The organism is Nocardia sp. NPDC058658 (assembly GCF_042716665.1).
GTDB lineage: Bacteria > Actinomycetota > Actinomycetes > Mycobacteriales > Mycobacteriaceae > Nocardia.
In genome coordinates this window covers 48482-65440 of sequence record NZ_JBHXRR010000013.1, presented here as the reverse complement: position 1 = coordinate 65440, position 16959 = coordinate 48482, and the positions used below count along the sequence as shown (strand labels likewise).

Sequence of the window (16959 nt, the reverse complement as noted above, 5' to 3'; positions counted from 1 at the left end):
ACCCTGTCGCACAGGAGGTCTGTATGTCTGTCGTCATGGATCGTCGGCACTCGAGTCGGCTGCGCTGGTATCGCGGGTCCTCCGCACACGCCGCGGCCGAGTTGGCGCTGTGCGACCCGGGGCGGCCCGGCTGCTGGGTACTGCACGCCGGAATCGAACTCGACGCGGCCCGGATGCCCCGATTCCGTGAGCTGCTCGACCGCTCGGTGCGTTCCGGCGCGCGGGTGGTCATCCTGGATCTGCGCGATACCGAGTTCCTGAGCATCCGGGTGGCGGCGATGCTCGGCACCGCGAAAGCCGACGCCTGGGCACGCGGGGTCGACATCCGCCTGCTCACCGGCACCCGCGAAGTGGAACGGGCCCTCGACCTGGTCGGTGTGCGGCCGTTGTTCCGCTATTACCTGTCCATCGACGAGGCGTCCGGATACCGACCCGGCGCCTGACAGTCTGTTTCGCTCCCTCTGATCCTGGGTATGCGCTCGATGAAGCCCACTCCAGCGCACGCCAGGGAGGAGGACATCGTGGATTCGAGCGACCGGATCGTCACCGACTCCGAACACGCGACAGCGACCCACATCCAGATCGACGCCGATCTGGGACAGATCGTCATGCTCCGAGCCGTCGCCGAAACCGTTGCCCTGATCGCGGGTTTCACGGTCGACGAAGTGGCCGACACCCGAGTCGCGCTCGACGAGGCGGCAACCTGCCTGGTCCTGGGCGCGGTTCCCGATTCCCAACTCCATTGCGACGTGGTCGCCGACGGATTCCGGATCAGGATCTCGGTGCGCGGCGTCTGCGGCGACACCGACCCGATCGACACGACGGGGTTCGGCTGGCATGTGATGGGGTCGATCACCGATCACCTCGTCGCCGACCACGAACCCTATGACCGCGAACTCGGCGGTTACCCGGTTGCCATCACCTTCACGCAGGTGCGGCGAGTGCACTGATCGGCTCGAGCAGGGAACTGCCGTCGGCATTCCAACACCGCAGCACGTGCTCGGCGAAGCGATCTTCCAGCAGGTTCGTCGCCTGGATGCCGAACACGATCGACCGGGCCTGTTCGGGTTCGGCGGCAAGCAGACCGGCGATGACATCGCGGCGCATCACCTGTTCGTGGACGGCGTCGGCCTCGACGTGTTCGGCGTAGAAGTGCGCGCACGCGGGGTGCGGGAGCAGGGTGCGCGCGAGTTCGGCCAGGCGCCGCGATGCCGGTGACGAGGTGATCTCGGCGGTGGCGAAGTGGCCGACCAGTGCGCCGCGTAGGCCGCGGTGCAGGCCGAACAGCGACATCATGTCCACCAGCGCGAGCATCGGCGCTGGTACTACGTCCAGGTAGTGCAGGTAGGCCGGATCGAGGTCAGCGCCGGCGAGCAGATCGGCGAACAGTTGCGCGTGCACGCGGTCGCCGTGGCCGCCGCCGAACTCGTCGAATTCCACTGCCACCAGTGAGGCCTTCACCTGCCCGCGCAGGCGTGGGATCACCCAGGCATACGGGTCGGCTTCGATGTGGTGGTAGATCGAGCGGTGGACGAAGTATTCGCGCAACCGGTCGGGGGTGCCGTGGTCGGTGAGGAATCCGGCGATGCCGTCGGTGTCGCTGGTCGGTTCGAGGAGGCGGTCGAGTTCCTGCTCCACGTCGTATCCGCCTGCGACGTCGGCGTGCAGGGCCGCGCGGAACTGGTTCTCCAGATCGCGGCGCAGGCGCAGCAGATCGGGATCCCATTCCCAGCTCTCCTCGACACCCGCGAAACCCTGGTAGTGGAGTTCGTAGCAGGTGTGCAGGGTGAGCTGGAGATCGTCGCCGTAGGGGTCGAGATCGGGGGCACACGGGACCACGGAACCCGGTGGGCGCGTGAGCAATTCGATGATGGCGGCGGACAGTTCGCCGCGCGGTTTCGGCAGTGTTCTCTGGGGCATCAGTCGGCACTCCTCGGGCGATGTCGGCGCCGGTGGCTGGTGTCGCACAGCGGGTAGGTAGTCGATCGGCGGCACAGACACAGCGCCACCACGAAGCGGTCGCAGTGCAGTACTTCGCCGTCGACGGTCACGAGGTCGACCGGTCCGTCGATGAGGGCGGGACCGTCCTCGGTGAGCACGACGCGACGGGGCTCTGGTCGAGCCGGTTCGCGCGGGGTCGACTCAGGCGGGGTCGGCGACGACGGGAGACGAGGTTCGGTCGACACGAATCACCACCAGTTCCTCCTCGCGCTGCCCGGGCCGGATGAAACCGTTCGCGGCCAGCCACTCGGCCCGCGACCGCATCACCGGCCCGAACGGCACCGTCCCGGTCGCCACCACCCGTGCACTCGCGCCGAGCCCGCGCAACTGACTCAGGCTGCGCTCCGGATCGCTGACCGCCGAGTGCACGATCAACCCGACACCACGTTCGGTGAGCAGATCTGGCAGCATCGCGCACAGCCGATCCAGCACGCTGCGCCCGTCGTGGCCCGCATCCCAGGCCAGCGCCGCACCGCGACCGCTTGTCTGCTCGGCGGGAACGTACGGCGGATTCGCGACCACCACGTCGAAGCGCGGCAACCGCAGCGCCGAGGCGAAGTCGCCGTGCAGCAACTCCACCGCGATCCCCCGCAGCCGACAGTTCATCCAGGTCGACATCAGTGCCGACCAGGACAGATCGACCGCGGTCAGACTGCCCGCACCCGCCGCGGCCGCGGCCAGTGTGAGCGCACCGGTCCCCGCACACACATCGAGCACCCGTCCGCCTCGCAGCGACGGCACCTCGTGCAGCGCACGGGCCAGCAACCACGTGTCGGCCTGCGGCCGGTAGACACGCGGCACCCGAAGAACCACCACGTCAGTGACCTCGCGGTTCGCCGAGGGGCAGATCCTCCTGCGCCTTCACCCGCCGATGCTCGGCGACCACAAGCCCGATCCCCAACACCAAACACACCACACACGCCACTCCCGCGATCACGGCCCAGCCCGCGAAGCCGTATCCGGCCGCGGTGAGCGTGAGACCGAGCAACACCAACCCGACGGCGGCCAGGATCAACCCCGGCCAGTTCCGTGTATCCCTGATCGACTCCCCCGCATGCATCCGGGTGGTCCGAGCGTCATCGGGAAACTGTTCCTCTGACTGGTTCATCGCGCATGCTCCTTTCGAGGACGACACCGCCCTTTCCCTGGACATGCCCGCAAACCGGCAAAGCAATCACCCAGCACCGCACTGAGCCGCCCGAGTTCGACGCTCTGCCGAATAGGTCGAATACGTGCGATCGCATACGATTCGCGGATGCGTCGATGGTTGGTGGTTTTGTCCGTATTCATGGTGGCCGGGTGTAGCAGTGCGGCCGGAGCGGACCAGGTCGACAGTGCCGAGATGGCACGTCGAATCGCCGACAACACCGCGGTACAGACGGCCATCGCCACCGCGCTGAAGACCAAGACGGGTCGAGACTTCCACGCCGTGGAGTGCGCGCTCTCGCCCACAGCCGCGCCCACTGCGAGTGGGACCTGCACGGCGATCGAGTCCAACGGCAGCCGGTGGGAGGTCGAACATTCCGGCGGAACGAACGTCATCCTGAAAGACGTTGCGCTGTACGCGAAGACACTCGAAACGATCGTCGGTGGCCTGGCGAGAGATCTCTCCAAGCACTACGGCCTCAGCACCAGCATCTTCCCGTCCGGCGGTGCGCTCTGCGGCAATATGCTCCGCGGCAAAGCCGACGAATCCACCCAGTGCATCGCGGTCCTCGCCGACAAGAGCAGCACCGACGTCACCGTCCGCACCACCAGGGTCGAAGACAATCGGATCTACTTCCAGATGTTTCCCAACAACCGGCCCGATCTGAGCCAGAGCGGCTGGCACCTCGCCGACCCTCGCTGATCGAGGGCGAAACTACCCGGCCGGGTAGACCTCGGTCGGGACGCTGGTGGCGGCGGACCAGTGCATGAGGCAGTCGCGGGTGTCGAAGTGCCGGATGTCGCCGCCGCCGAGGTCGACGGTGATCCAGCGGTTGTTGACGTCGCGGTCGACGCGCTGCCAGCTGTCGCAACCGTCGCGGTCGCAGTGTCTCGCCAAGGCCATCTTCGGGGCTCCTACTTCATGATGCGAAGAGGCCAGGGTATACGGGGCGTGCTGTGTGGTCAGGACCACTCCCATGAACTGCGCGTTCCAGCCGACCGGGCTCGGTCTGATCCCGAGCCCGGTCGGCTGGTTGCTACGCGGGCAGGCGCGCTTCGATCGCGGCGATGATCCGCGGACGCAGATCAGCGACGCTGACGATGGCGTCCACCGAACCTACCTCGACCGCGCGCTGGATGTTGTGCACGCGGTCGAACTCCGCGGCCACATCGCCCAGCTTCTCCGCACGCACCGACGAGCGGGTCTCGTCGAGCTCGGCGCTCAGCGTCGCGCGGTCGGTGCCGACGGCGTTGGCCACTCGGCTCTCCAGCTCCCGCACGCGCGGGTCGGCGGCGGTCCTTGACTTCACCTCACCGGCGAACACCACCGCGGCGGCGGGTGCGCCACCGAGCACCGAGGCGAACGAGCCTTCCAGCGCGAGCACCGTCATGTTCGGGTTGAGCGCCTTCGAGAACACCACGAACGCACCGCCGTGGTAGCGCGAGATCACGCAGAACACGATGGGGCCGTCGAAATTGACGATGGCACGGCCGATTTCGGCGCCGTACTCGAGCTGCAGCTTGCGCATCGACTCGGGTGAGCCGTCGAAGCCCGACAGGTTCGCCAGCACCACGAGCGGGCGGTTACCGCTGGCGGCGTTGATGGCCCGTGCGGCCTTCTTCGACGAGCGCGGGAACAGGGTGCCCGCGGTGTAGGTGTCGGGTCCGTCGGTGGACGGGAACCCGCGTCGGGCCACGTTGCGTGACTCGATGCCCAACAGGCACACCGGGATTCCGCCGAGGTGCGCATCGTGTACGACCGCGGTCTCGGCGTCGGCCATACCCGCCCAGCGTTCCAGGACGGGGTGGTCCTGGTCGGCCAGTGCCTTCATGACGGTGCGAATGTCGAAGGGCTTCTTGCGATCCGGGTTGGCGGCGGCGGAGAAGATCTCGCCGACGGTGGCAAAGGTGCTGTCCGCCAACACATGCGGGAAGCTCGAGATATCACGGTCGATCGGGTCGGTGGACTCGGCGCGACGCGGTGCCTGCTCGCCGGGGGCGATGTAGGTGTGCTCGTAGTGCGCCATGAGTACGTCGCGGGCGGAAAGGAGGTTCGGCGCCCAGTACTGGGCCTGCCCGTTCGGGCCCATCACGCGGTCGTAGCCGCCGATGCCGAAGTTGTCTTCGGCGGAGACGCCACCGGAGAAGTCGAGGGACTGCTTTCCGGTGAGCACCATGGCCGAATCCGGGGTCATGATCAGCACGCCCTTGGTGTGCATGAGCATGGTGGCCTCGGCGTTCCAGTACGGCTGCGCGCCGACATTGATGCCCGCGACCACGATGTTGATCTCGCCGCCGCCCTGGGTGAATTCGACGATCCGCTTGAGCGCGGCCGCGACCCAGTCCATGTTCTCGGTGCCCGAGGCCATCGAGATCCGCGCGCCCGAGGACAGCGCGTACCACTCGAGCGGCACCTGCAGGCTCTCGGCCAGATCGAGTGCGGCGATCACCCGGCGGCATTCCGGTTCCGACAGCGCGCCAAGGGATTTGGTGGGATCACCGAGCAGCAGCACACGGGTGACGCCCTCGGGATGCTGCACGGTCGACGTGGTCACCACACCGGCGACGATCGCGGCCTTGTTGTGCCCCTTCGGCCGCTCGACCGGTACCAGCGCGTGCTCGGCATCGAGGTCGTACTCGGCGAAATCGCCCAGCAGCGAGGTCAATTCGTACGGGTACACCGTGTTGCGGGCCGCGGCGCGCAGCACCTTCTGGCGGTATTCGTCCAGCGGCTCGACGGGCTCGTCGGTCCGCTCGCCGACCGTCACATCGGACCCGCCGTCGGGACGGAAGGTGATCCGCACGCCGACCTTGGTCAGCTCGCCGGTCTCGGGATCACGCTGACGCGCGATGAGCAAGATCTCCTCGAGCCCGGCGCCCGCGGCCGTCGGCAGCACGTGGCCACCGATGGTCTCGAGCTCGGCGCGGGTGACATCCATGTGCGGCCAGATGTACATCACGATGCGGTTGGTGTTGAGCCGCTTGGCCGACGGGAACCGCGACTGCGCCCGGCGGATCGAGTCCACGCAGGTGGCGATGGCGCTCTCGGCGGTGGGCAGGGCGATCAGGCGGCCGTCGTGGTCACGCAGCGCCGCGAGGTCACGGACCTGGGCGAAGGCGATGAGACGATCGTCGGAGGGGTTCTCCTTGGCGACGGCGCGGAACAGGTAGACCTCTTCGTCCGAGGACGGCAGGCGGGTGAGGTCGAACTTGCGCAACCGCTCCAGCTGCATCCGCTGTGCGATGTAGGGGTGCAAGCCGCGGATCAACCGCTCCTCGGCCATCCCGGTCACCGACGGACGGAAGGTGAAGTGGTGGTGCATGACCGAGCCACCGCTGCCCGCGACGGTGGCGGTGATCCGGTGCACCTGGTTGGGTACCGGATGCGCGCCGAGCACGTCCTGCAGCGCGGCGGCCATCGCGTCGAAGTCCTCCGGCTGCGATTCCCAGCTGAGGTAGATGTCGGCGTCGATGGAGACTGCGCCGGTGGCCAATTCGGCCAGGCCGTTGAGTGCGGAACCGAGTTCGTCGAAGCTCACGGCGGTGGAGACCAGCGTCGAACCGTAGCGTTCGGCGACGACGAAGGTGGTGTCACCGACCTGTTCGGTGCGCACCCCGGTGAGGCCCTTGTTGCCGTAGTAACGCCGGGTGAGCACCTCGAGCATCGCGGTGTGGTCGGGCTTGTTCCGCTCGAGTCGCTGACCGAGCAGGCGCACCAAAGGTTCGGTGCTGCGCACCATTTCGGCGATTCGGGCGGTGCGATCCTCTGCCTGCGGGTTCGTGTCCAGGTGGCTCAGGTGCTTGCGGACATTGGTGTACACGCGGGCGCGGTTGCGGCGCAGCAGCGGCTGGCCGTACCAGCTGTAGACCAGGCCGCGGGCGAGGTCGGCGATCACCGGGAAACGCACCTGCGTCGCCGCGACGAGACGCTCCAGGGCCAGGCCGACGGGTTCGCGCAGCACCTGGTCGGGCATCGGCTCGGTCAGCCATTCGCGCAGCAGCGCGGTGACGACGGTGACGGTGTCGGTGGGGCGCTGCTGGGCCAGGAAGATCCGGAAGACCGCCGCTTCGAGGTCGGGCGTGCGGTCCAGTTCGGTGATTCCGTAGTGGCGCAGCGCCGTACCGAGCTTGGCCTGGTACGACTCCGGCAGCCCGGCCCGTTCGACGTCGAGGCTCTGCAGGTAGGTGTGGAAGTACTCGCGGGCGCTGTGGACGTGTCCGTGGCCGTGATCGTCGTCGGCCGAGCGGTTGTGGCTCAACTCGGCGAGATCGGCGAACATCTGCACCAGTTCGAGCTCTTCGGCGAGCGGGCGCAGGCTGTCGGCGACGGCTTCGCGGCGCGCGGTGAGGTAGTCGTCGAGGACGCGACTCTCGTCGTGCGGGTCCACGTCGAAGCCGAGCAGCAGGCTGCTCAGATCCTGCAGGCCGCGGGTGACTCGCTCGTGCGCGTCCAAAGGTGTTGTCGCGCTGGGCAGATCGAGTTCTACGGTGCCGGTGGTCGCGGTCTCGGCGGCTTCGTCGTCGTCTGCCAGGGGCTCGAGGCGCAGCAGCGGCGCGCCCGCTTCGACCTGGGTGCCGACGGAGACCGCGCATTCCTTCAGCCGGGCGCGGAACGGTGCGCGCAGCACCGTTTCCATCTTCATGCTCTCCAGCACGAGCACCGGCGCACCGGCCTCGACCTCGGCGCCGACCTCGAGCGGCGTGCCGACGACCAGCGCGGGGGCGGGCGAGCGGACGACGCCGCCTTCGTCGCGGCTGATCCGGTGGGTCACGCCGTCGACATCGACCACGTGGGTGGGTCCGTGGGTGCCGGTGATCAGGCGGTAGCGGGTGCCGTTGACGACGATCTGGCCGGTGTGGTGATCGAAACGCTCGAGATCGACATCGGCGGTGCGCAGGTCGCCACCGGCTTCGATGCCGACGCGGAACCGGTGCGCACCGATCCGGGCGACGCGCACGCGATAACTCGCGCCGCGCAGTTTCAGGTCGAGGGGCCGTCCCGATTCGTGCTGCACCTGCGGACGCCCGCCGGACGCGGTCGAGATCAGGCGCTGCCGCTCGACCCGTTCGTCTTCCTCGTAGGCGTCGATCGCGGCCACGGCCAGCGCCACGGTCGAGTGCCGGTGGGTGACCAGGCGACCTTCTCCACGAACCCGGTCGATCCAGCCGGTGTCGGCGCTGGCGTCGATGACCTCGGGCTGGTCGAGAAGATCGAGCACGAAGCTCTTGTTCGTCGCACCGCCTGCGATCACGACGCGGGTCTGGGCCATGGCCCGGCGCAGTCGGCCGAGTGCTTCGTCGCGGTCGCGGCCGTAGGCGATGATCTTGGCGATCATCGAGTCGAAGTCGGCGGGGATGGTGTCGCCCTGGCTGACGCCGGTGTCGACGCGGATACCGGGGCCAGCGGGCAGATCGAGGCGCACGATGCGGCCGGGAGCGGGCGCGAAGTCGCGGTCGGGGTCCTCGGCATTGAGACGGGCTTCGATGGCGTGTCCACGCTCGACCGGCGGCTCACCTTCGAGCTTGATGCCCGAGGCCACCCGCAGCTGCGCGTGCACCAGGTCGAAACCGGTGGTGAGTTCGGTGATCGGGTGCTCGACCTGCAGGCGGGTGTTCACCTCGAGGAACGCGAACAGCTGGTCACCGGGGTGGTACAGGAACTCCACGGTCGCCGCACCGCAGTACCCGACCGCGATCGCCAGGCGCTCGGCGGAGACCTTGAGTTCGGCGGTCTGCTCGGCGCTCAGCACGGGAGAGGAGGATTCCTCGATCACCTTCTGATTGCGTCGCTGCACCGAGCAGTCGCGCACGCCGAGCGCCCACGCGGTGCCCTGACCGTCGGCGATGACCTGGACTTCGACGTGGCGCGCGCCCGTGACCAGGCGCTCGAGGAACACGACGCCGCTACCGAAGGCGCGGGCGGCTTCCTGCTTGGTGCGCTCGTAGGCGTCGACGAGTTCGGCTTCGTTGGTGATCACGCGGATGCCGCGACCGCCACCACCGGCGGTGGCCTTCAGCATCAGCGGGTAGCCGATCCGGGTGGCCGCTTCGATGGCGTCCTCGACGGTGTCGACCGCGCCCCGGCTCCACGGTGCGACCGGCACACCGACTTCCTCGGCGATCAGCTTGGCGCCGATCTTGTCACCGAGCTTGCGCATCGCCTCGGCACTCGGCCCGACGAAGGTGACGCCGATGTGGTCGCACAGCTCGGCGAACGCGGGATCTTCGGCGACGAAACCCCAGCCGACCCAGGCGGCGTCTGCTTTCGTGGCGACGAGTGCCTTCTCCAGGGCCTTGAGGTCCAGGTACGGGCGTGCCGACGCCGGACCGAGGTCATAGGCGATATCGGCTTCCCGAACGAAGGTGGCATTCCGGTCGACGTCGGTGTGCAGCGCGACGGTTTCGATCGGTAGCCCGGTCGCCGCCGCCAGATCACGGACGGCGTGGATGAGGCGCATGGCGGCCTCGCCCCGATTCACGATGGCGATACGGCTGAACACTCGCCGACTCCTTCCATTTACCCTCAGACATCGTCCTGCGGGTGAGGTTTGCAACTCCCGGTCCGTGCGCAGTCTGCACCCCCGTATCTCATATACAAGCACCGTGCGCGGGTTACCGGCACGTAGCCATGACACGAGCGGCCGCCGAGCACCATACAACCCGACGAATGCGAGCGGTCGAAGACGGCGAGATGACCAGCGGCGGGCATCGCGATGCCACGCGGGAAAACAGTCACAACCCTAGGCGAGTGGACGGCCCAGGTCTGCGGTCCCGGGCCATCCACTCACCGCGAGATCCTATCAATCATGTTGACCGACAACATATTCGACGTGATCTCCCTCTCGTTCCGCCCGACCGATCAGCAGCCGTCCTCGGTCTGGATCGGCATTCGGATCGAAGTAGGTGCCGGTTCAACCGTGCCCGGAGGAATTCGTGACGAGTTCTTCGGCTGCCCACTCGGTTTTCGCCCCCTTTTGTCACGCTTACCAGACCCGAGTGGCGGAGATCGTGAGTTCTGCCAGGCGGACGCGCCGAATGGGTCGTTACGGAGCGGGGGCTTCTAACGTCGGTCCGTGTCCAAAGAGTCCACCAACAGCGCCGGCCCCTCCTACGACTATGACGTACTGATCGTCGGGTCGGGTTTCGGTGGCAGTGTCACTGCCCTGCGACTGGTGGAAAAGGGTTACCGCGTCGGCGTTCTCGAGGCCGGGCGCCGCTTCGCCGATGCCGATTTCGCCGCGACCAACTGGGACCTGCGCCGGTACCTGTGGGCTCCGAGGTTGGGCTGCTACGGAATTCAGCGGATCCATCGCCTGCGTGACTGCTTCATCCTGGCCGGTGCCGGGGTCGGCGGCGGTTCGCTGAACTATGCCAACACCCTCTACAAGCCGGGCGAGGCGTTCTTCGGCGATCGTCAGTGGGCCGAGATCACCGACTGGGATGCCGAGCTCAGCCCGCATTACGACCAGGCGCGGCGGATGCTCGGCGTCGTGCGCAATCCGCACATGACTCCGGCCGACACCATCATCGAGTCGGTGGCTCACGAGATGGGCGTCGGCGACACCTTCGTGCCGACCCCGGTCGGGGTGTACTTCGGTGAGCCGGGCAAGACGGCCGCCGACCCGTATTTCGGTGGCGTCGGGCCCGAGCGCACCGGGTGTATCGAGTGTGGGGAATGCATGACCGGGTGTCGCCACGGCGCCAAGAACACCCTGGTCAAGAACTATCTCGGGTTGGCGGAGCAGGCCGGGGCCGTGGTCTCGCCGATGACCACGGTGACCGCGATCCGGCCGCAGCCCGACGGTAGCTGGCTGGTCGACACCGCACGCACCGGAAGCTGGGTCCGCAAGCACCGCGCCACGATCTCGGCGCGCCATGTGGTGCTGGCCGCGGGCACCTGGGGCACCCAGCACCTGCTGTTCAAGATGCGCGACACCGCGGTGCTTCCCGAGATCTCGCCGCATCTGGGCGTGCTCACCCGGACCAACTCCGAAGCCATCCTCGGCGCGGGCCGCACCGAGGTCGATCCGGCCGTCGACATCACCAAGGGCGTGGCGATCACCTCCTCGTTCCATCCCACGCCCAACACCCACGTCGAACCCGTGCGCTACGGCAAGGGCTCCAATGCGATGGGTTTGCTCAACACCTACCTCGTCGACGGTGACCAGCGGCTGCCGCGCTGGTCACGGGTGCTGCTGATCGCCGGACGTCACCCGGTGCAGACCGTGCGCCTGTTGCGCACCAACCGGTGGAGCGAGCGCACGCTGGTGCTGCTGGTGATGCAGAGCCTGGACAATTCGATCACCACCTACACCCGTCGCGGGGTGTTCGGTCGCCGGTTCACCAGTAAGCAGGGGTTCGGCGAACCCAACCCGTCCTGGATTCCGCCCGGTCACGAGGCGACCCGGCACGTGGCCGCGAAACTCGGTGCGACACCGGGCAGTACGTGGCCGGATGTGTTCAATATCCCGATGACCGCGCACTTCATCGGTGGTTGCGTCATCGGCACCGATGCGGGCACCGGCGTCATCGACCCCTATCACCGGGTCCACGGTTACCCCGGCCTGAGCATCGTCGACGGCTCGGCGATATCGGCGAACCTGGGCGTCAATCCGTCACTGACGATTGCGGCCCAGGCCGAACGCGCCGCCTCGCTGTGGCCCAACAAGGGCGAAACGGACCCGCGCCCGGCCATGGGCGCTCCCTACGAGCGGCTCACCGCGGTGGCACCGAACGACCCCGTCGTCCCCGCCACCGCGACCGCCGCGCTTCGCCTGCCGATCTGGCCGGTCACCTCGTCTGCACGCGAAGATCACTGATCGCACTGTGGAGAATGCGATGAGATAGCTGGTCCGGACTTTGTGATCTGTCCTGCCTCCCAGCCTTATCGCGCTGTTGCGCGGTGATTCGACTACCGTCGCGCAGAGCACTTGAGTTGGTTGGAAGGTGGCAGTAAGCGTGGTAACTACCAAGGCGAAGCTCGATGAACTAGCCGAAATTCTGGCGATCGCCGCGGAACCAGCAGGTGAGACCGCTATCGCGAGGCGAGCCAAGAGGGGCATTCCCAGCGTCCGCGAGCGGATGGACATGCTGCTCGATCCTGGGACATTCATCGAGATCGGCGCGTTGGCACGTCAGAGCGACAAACCGGACACCCTCTACGGTGACGGGATGGTGACCGGTCGCGGTTTGATCGGTGGCCGCACGGTGGTTGTGATCGCTCACGATCCGACCGTGTACGGCGGGTCCGTCGGCATCACGGGTGCGCGAAAGTTCATGCGCGCGTTGAAACTCGCGTTCGACACCGGCTGCCCGGTGGTGACGATCAACGACTCCCCCGGTGCGCGCGTGCAGGACGCCGTCGGTTCGCTCGCCACGTTCGGCGATATGACCACGGTGCTGGAGAAGCTGTCCGGCTATGTGCCGCAGGTGTCGATCCTGCTCGGCAAATGCGCCGCCGGTTCGGTGTACGGGCCGATCAACACCGATGTGCTGATCGGCACCAAGGATACGTACATGTTCGTCACCGGGCCCGACGTGATCAAGGCCGTCACCGGCGAGGACGTCAGCGCCGAGGCGCTCGGCGGCGCGGAGGTGCAGGCCAAACGCGGCACTCTGCATCACGTCGCCGAGGACGAGAAGGAAGCCTTCGAGTGGGCGCGTAACTACCTGAGCTACATGCCGTCGAGCTGCTTGGAACAGCCACCGATCGTCAATCCAGGTCTGGAACCGGACATCACCGCCTACGACCTGGAACTCGACACGATCATCCCGGATTCCGATCGTGCGGGCTACGACATGCACGACATCCTGCTCCGCCTGTTCGACGACGGCGAATTCCATGAGATCCGAACCACTTTCGCCCCGAACATGATCACCGGCTTCGCCAGGGTGGACGGCCATCCGGTCGGTGTGCTCGCGAACCAGCCGCTGGTTCTCGGCGGTTCCGTCGACGCTGTCGCCTCCGACAAGGCGACCTACTTCATCCGCCTGTGCAACGCCTTCAACATCCCGCTGATCTTCGTCGTCGACACACCCGGCGTGCTGCCAGGACTCGAGCAGGAGGACGCGGGCGTGATCATCCGTGGCGGCCGGGTGCCGCGCGCGATCATCGAGGCGACCGTGCCGATCATCAACCTCGTGGTGCGCAAGTCCTACGGCGGCGCGTACGGGATGATGGGTTGCCGTCAGGTCGGCGCCGACGTCAGCTTCGCGTGGCCGACCGCCAGCATCGCGGTGATGGGCGCCGAGAGCGCGGTCGACCTCGCCGGCAAACGCCAATTGGCCGCTGTCGCGGAGGAACACCGCGCCGCGGCACGTGATTGGATGATCAACCAGTACAACGAGACGATCGCGACCCCGTGGATCGCCGCCGAACGCGGCTACATCGACGCGGTCATCGAACCCTCACGCTCGCGCCTCGAGATCCGGCACGCGCTGCGCCTGCTGCGTGACAAGCCGCCGGTCAAACCAGAGTTCAACCCGCGCAAGCATCCGCTGTACCCGATCTGATCACCCTGCTCCGATCACCCTGCGCGAGAACTGGTTTCGCGCGAACCTCGATACAGCTCTGTTGATCCGGACCCGCGGTGGGCCCGGATCAACAGAGCCGCACGCAAATGGCACAGACCGGTGACGTCATTGAGGTCGAACCCGGTCATCTGGCCGATCCGCTTCAATCGGTAATCGACGGTGTTGGTGTGGATGAACATCGTGCGGGCGGTCCTGGCCCGCTGCATATTCGTCGCCATGTACACCTCGAGCGTGCGTAACAGCTCCGGGTGCGCTTCGAGCGAATCGACGATCGAGCTCAGATAGTCGCGCGCGGGGCCGGGCCGAGTCAGTTGATATTCGAAAGCCAATTCGTGCGGGCGATATACCTTGCTCGGACCACCGAAGCGATGCACGATTTCGACGAGTTCGTGGACTTGCTCGGCGGTCTGCGGGATTTCGGACGGCGTCGCCGTTGTGGCCACGGCACGCACCGGCACCTGCGCGGCGGCGGACAGGTGAACGATCAATTCGTCCAGATCCGCTTCGGCGAATTCGGGGACGGGAAGCAGTAACGTGCCGCCGTCGACGCTCAACAGCGACAGCACCTTCCCGTCGCACCGGTCGGCCAGTTCGGCCTGAACTCGGCGCAGTTTCCTCCGAGCCACGACTTTCGTATCGAGGGTTGGGTCGAATTCCTCGGCATGCGGCGGAAGTTCCAGCGCCATCACGTGATAACGCTCGGCGATTTCGATGCCGCATTCGCGGGCCATCGTCGAGGTGTTCTGGCCACCGAGCAGCGCCGAGGTCAGCGTGTGCACTGCCGTGTGGTGCTCGCTGTCCACCGAGCGCAGCTCACGAACGTAAGCCACCGATACCGCAGAGGTGATCATGTTCTGGGCGTCCATCAACCGCCGTGTCACCCCGACGACGGTGTCGTAGTCGTGGTTGGTGACATTGGTGATGATGAGATCGAAGCCGAGTTTGAAGCCTTCGTGCACCGCGTCGTGAATGGTGTCGATCGGGATTCCCTCGCGCGCCCAGTCGGCGGCGGCGGCCTGCACGCGCTCCATCCGCCCCGGGATGTCACGGCCGTCGAGCATGCTTCTGGTCAGTTCCAGACAGACGCGGGTCACTGTGGTGACGTCCCCATTGAGCGCTTCGCCGGGCAGCGTGCCACACGGGACGACATTCTCGATGAAATGCAGCACCATCTGGCGGGATATCGCCCGCACATCTTTCAAAGGGTTCGACACAGGCCGTCCCGAAACGGTCAGGAACGGCTCGATGGACGTTGCGCCAGCCATGATGAATCCTTCCCACCCAGGTCACTGGGCAAGCCCCCAAACTACCGTGATGGACAATCCCTCGTCCGAGCTTCGCTTGTGACAAGGATCAACAGAACGCCGAATCATTGATGCGTTCCGACAACAAAGCCCGCGGGCCTGCGGGTCTCCGGCGATGCGGCGGTGGCGGATCCGAACTGGAGCCGCGCACATCTTCACTCCGTGAACGGTGTCGCCACCGCCGCAAAATAGCCGTGTTAGCCGGTTACAGACAAAGGCTGACCTCGAGCAGCGGAAGGGGAAGCGGCAGACACACTTCCACCGAACCCATGACGGGCGCCGGAGCCGCGGCGGTAGCGGGACCGGCACCGATGGCGCCGGCGGACAGCGCGATGGCGACAATGGCGAGCGGACGGGAAATTCTGGAGTTCATACGGTCATCCTTATTCTTGCTCTGTGAGGGATCCCAGCTTCGGGACATCTCGATCAGATCACGGTCGCCCCGCCGATCGCTATCACCGAGCACAGTTTTTGACCTTCCAATTCCGTCTCCGCGAAATTGTCATAGGTATCCACAACAATCTCGGCCCCGAAATTCTCGCGTTTCGGCGCGACTTCAGGTATTGCGGGGCCGTCTGCTCCGGAACTGATCCGAGATAGGTTGCGGCACTTGGCGCATGAGCCATCTGCGCGGGCCGCCGCCGGGCAGGTCGATCACCGCGGTCGTGTCGAAGCCGAGGCGTTCATAGAAGGCGAGGTTGCTCGGGTTCGTTGTCTCCAGGTGTACGGGGACACCGTCGGCGGCCGCTCGATACATTCCGGCCGCGATCAGGTCCCTTCCGTGCCCACGTCCGCGCGCCGTCGCGGCGACACCGACCGCCAACAGGTGCCAGTGCTGCTCCTGCACACCCGCCGCGTAGGTCGCGTGCGTATCCACGTTGGCACGTGCGGCCTGGGAACCGTAGGTGTGCAACGCTTTCAGCCGACGACCGATGGTCGCTCGCGGCAGGATGTGAAAGGTCGCGAGCCACACCGCGACGCCGACGATCGCGCCGGTGCTGTCGAGCGCGAGATCCACTCCATCGCTGCAGTCGCGGGAATCGTCGAGCGAGGTCCGAAACGCGCGGACGCTCCGGATCCGACGGGTGGATTCGTTCGGGTGTAACCACAGTGTCGCCGGATCGTCGGCCAACGACGCCGCCAGCAGGTCGGCGGCGACACCGAAGTCTTTCCTGTTGCCAGGACGAACCCGCCGAACACTGCCCTGTACCGCATCTCCCACGGTCGACAATGATAATCGCGAGTCGTCGGTCGGGGCGGTCAGACCGGGACGGCTCGGCCGCGCAGATAGGCGATGACGTCGTCGGCGCCGGACTCCACCGGACCCGATAATCGGAACCGGTTCACCGCGTCATCGAGTCGCGGTCCCGGGCCTTGCTCGGCGAGCAGCACGACGATCGCCTCCAGGGTGGCGGGCTGCGGGTTCGGGTCCGCCATTAGTTCGTCGAGGTAGGCGTCGGGTTCGAGCAGGCGCAGTGCCCGACGTGCGAAGGCGTGGACGCGCACAGGCAGGTCGGCGCGCACGGTGTCGACGTCGGCCTGGAGCGCGGGGCGATCACGGTGGGTCGGATCGACGCGCAGCGACCACCATTCGGTCAGTTCCGCACTCAGCCCGCGTTCGTCGATCAAGCCGGGGCCGGTGGCCTGTTCGAGCGCGATCGGGTCGAGACCTCGCTCCGCGTTGCGCCAGTTGCAGAATTCCCACCAGGCCGTCGGTGTGGCACCGAGTTCCAGGCCGAAGCCGAGTACCTGTTGACCGTCGGTCCAGGTCCGCTGGGTGCGGGTGCGGCGAATCGAGGCCACGCCACCTGCGGTGACCTGCGTCCATGCGGCGCCTGTTCCGTGAAAGCCGTATGGTCGCAACAACTTTCCCGCTTCGCGGGTGAGGCGGCGTAGCGCAGAGTCTGGTCCGTCCATGTGAGCAGACTAGAGGTGCGCACCGACAAGTTCGGTTCACCGGCGAACTTTTCCCGCT

At 66.7% G+C, this 16959-nt stretch carries 15 protein-coding genes; 5 read left to right on the top strand and 10 right to left on the bottom strand.

Features of this window, described 5'->3' with window-relative positions; all coding sequences use genetic code 11:
- Positions 1-23 precede the first annotated feature (23 nt).
- Positions 24-443, top strand: coding sequence for an STAS domain-containing protein (locus ACFWUP_RS19545; protein ID WP_379236164.1), 420 nt, complete (start codon positions 24-26; stop codon positions 441-443).
- Positions 444-521: 78 nt separating this feature from the next.
- Complete coding sequence (locus ACFWUP_RS19540; protein WP_379236162.1) at positions 522-950, top strand: ATP-binding protein; 429 nt, start codon at positions 522-524, stop codon at positions 948-950.
- On the opposite strand, the gene ACFWUP_RS19535 is transcribed toward ACFWUP_RS19540, so the two are convergent.
- From ACFWUP_RS19535 to ACFWUP_RS19520, 4 genes are read right to left on the bottom strand one after another with little or no spacing between them, the layout of a single operon-like run.
- A complete protein-coding gene (locus tag ACFWUP_RS19535) occupies positions 925-1920 on the bottom strand; it encodes an iron-containing redox enzyme family protein (RefSeq protein WP_379236160.1) in 996 nt (331 codons plus the stop codon). The two genes, ACFWUP_RS19540 and ACFWUP_RS19535, sit on opposite strands and share 26 nt — an antisense overlap.
- Positions 1920-2099, bottom strand: a complete 180-nt coding sequence (locus ACFWUP_RS19530) for a CDGSH iron-sulfur domain-containing protein (protein WP_379236158.1) — start codon at positions 2097-2099, stop codon at positions 1920-1922. The genes ACFWUP_RS19535 and ACFWUP_RS19530 overlap by 1 nt, the downstream gene beginning before the upstream one ends.
- 43 nt (positions 2100-2142) lie before the next feature.
- Positions 2143-2817, bottom strand: a complete 675-nt coding sequence (locus ACFWUP_RS19525; RefSeq protein WP_379236156.1) for a HemK2/MTQ2 family protein methyltransferase — start codon at positions 2815-2817, stop codon at positions 2143-2145.
- A 1-nt stretch (position 2818) separates the two neighbouring features.
- Positions 2819-3109 (bottom strand): hypothetical protein, encoded by a 291-nt coding sequence (locus tag ACFWUP_RS19520; protein WP_379236154.1) that lies wholly within the window; start codon positions 3107-3109, stop codon positions 2819-2821.
- 234 nt (positions 3110-3343) lie between these two features.
- Between ACFWUP_RS19520 and ACFWUP_RS19515 the strand changes: the two genes are divergently transcribed.
- Positions 3344-3850 carry a hypothetical protein gene (locus tag ACFWUP_RS19515; protein WP_379236152.1) on the top strand — a complete coding sequence of 169 codons (507 nt, stop codon included), beginning with the start codon at positions 3344-3346 and terminating at the stop codon, positions 3848-3850.
- Between the two features lie 12 nt (positions 3851-3862).
- Here the strand turns inward: ACFWUP_RS19515 and ACFWUP_RS19510 are convergent, their stop codons facing one another.
- Entirely contained in the window at positions 3863-4051 is a 189-nt protein-coding gene (locus ACFWUP_RS19510) for a hypothetical protein (RefSeq protein ID WP_379236150.1), read from the bottom strand.
- A gap of 133 nt (positions 4052-4184) precedes the next feature.
- Positions 4185-9647: a carboxyl transferase domain-containing protein gene (locus ACFWUP_RS19505; protein ID WP_379236148.1), complete on the bottom strand. Its 5463-nt coding sequence runs from the start codon at positions 9645-9647 to the stop codon at positions 4185-4187.
- Between the two features lie 573 nt (positions 9648-10220).
- Here ACFWUP_RS19505 and ACFWUP_RS19500 point away from each other — a divergent pair.
- On the top strand, positions 10221-11966 hold the full coding sequence (locus ACFWUP_RS19500; protein ID WP_379236146.1) for an FAD-dependent oxidoreductase: 1746 nt from the start codon (positions 10221-10223) through the stop codon (positions 11964-11966).
- A 139-nt stretch (positions 11967-12105) separates the two neighbouring features.
- A complete protein-coding gene (locus ACFWUP_RS19495) occupies positions 12106-13659 on the top strand; it encodes an acyl-CoA carboxylase subunit beta (RefSeq protein WP_379236144.1) in 1554 nt (517 codons plus the stop codon).
- A gap of 14 nt (positions 13660-13673) precedes the next feature.
- On the opposite strand, the gene ACFWUP_RS19490 is transcribed toward ACFWUP_RS19495, so the two are convergent.
- The 4 genes from ACFWUP_RS19490 to ACFWUP_RS19475 all read right to left on the bottom strand — a co-directional run bounded on the left by ACFWUP_RS19490 (position 13674) and on the right by ACFWUP_RS19475 (position 16901).
- The gene (locus ACFWUP_RS19490; protein WP_379236142.1) at positions 13674-14945 is read right to left on the bottom strand and encodes a PucR family transcriptional regulator; all 1272 of its coding nucleotides are present in this window, start codon (positions 14943-14945) and stop codon (positions 13674-13676) included.
- A 244-nt stretch (positions 14946-15189) separates the two neighbouring features.
- Positions 15190-15357, bottom strand: a complete 168-nt coding sequence (locus ACFWUP_RS19485; RefSeq protein WP_379236140.1) for a hypothetical protein — start codon at positions 15355-15357, stop codon at positions 15190-15192.
- Positions 15358-15540: 183 nt separating this feature from the next.
- Positions 15541-16206 carry a GNAT family N-acetyltransferase gene (locus tag ACFWUP_RS19480; RefSeq protein WP_379236138.1) on the bottom strand — a complete coding sequence of 222 codons (666 nt, stop codon included), beginning with the start codon at positions 16204-16206 and terminating at the stop codon, positions 15541-15543.
- A 38-nt stretch (positions 16207-16244) separates the two neighbouring features.
- The gene (locus ACFWUP_RS19475; protein WP_379236136.1) at positions 16245-16901 is read right to left on the bottom strand and encodes a hypothetical protein; all 657 of its coding nucleotides are present in this window, start codon (positions 16899-16901) and stop codon (positions 16245-16247) included.
- Positions 16902-16959 lie beyond the last annotated feature (58 nt).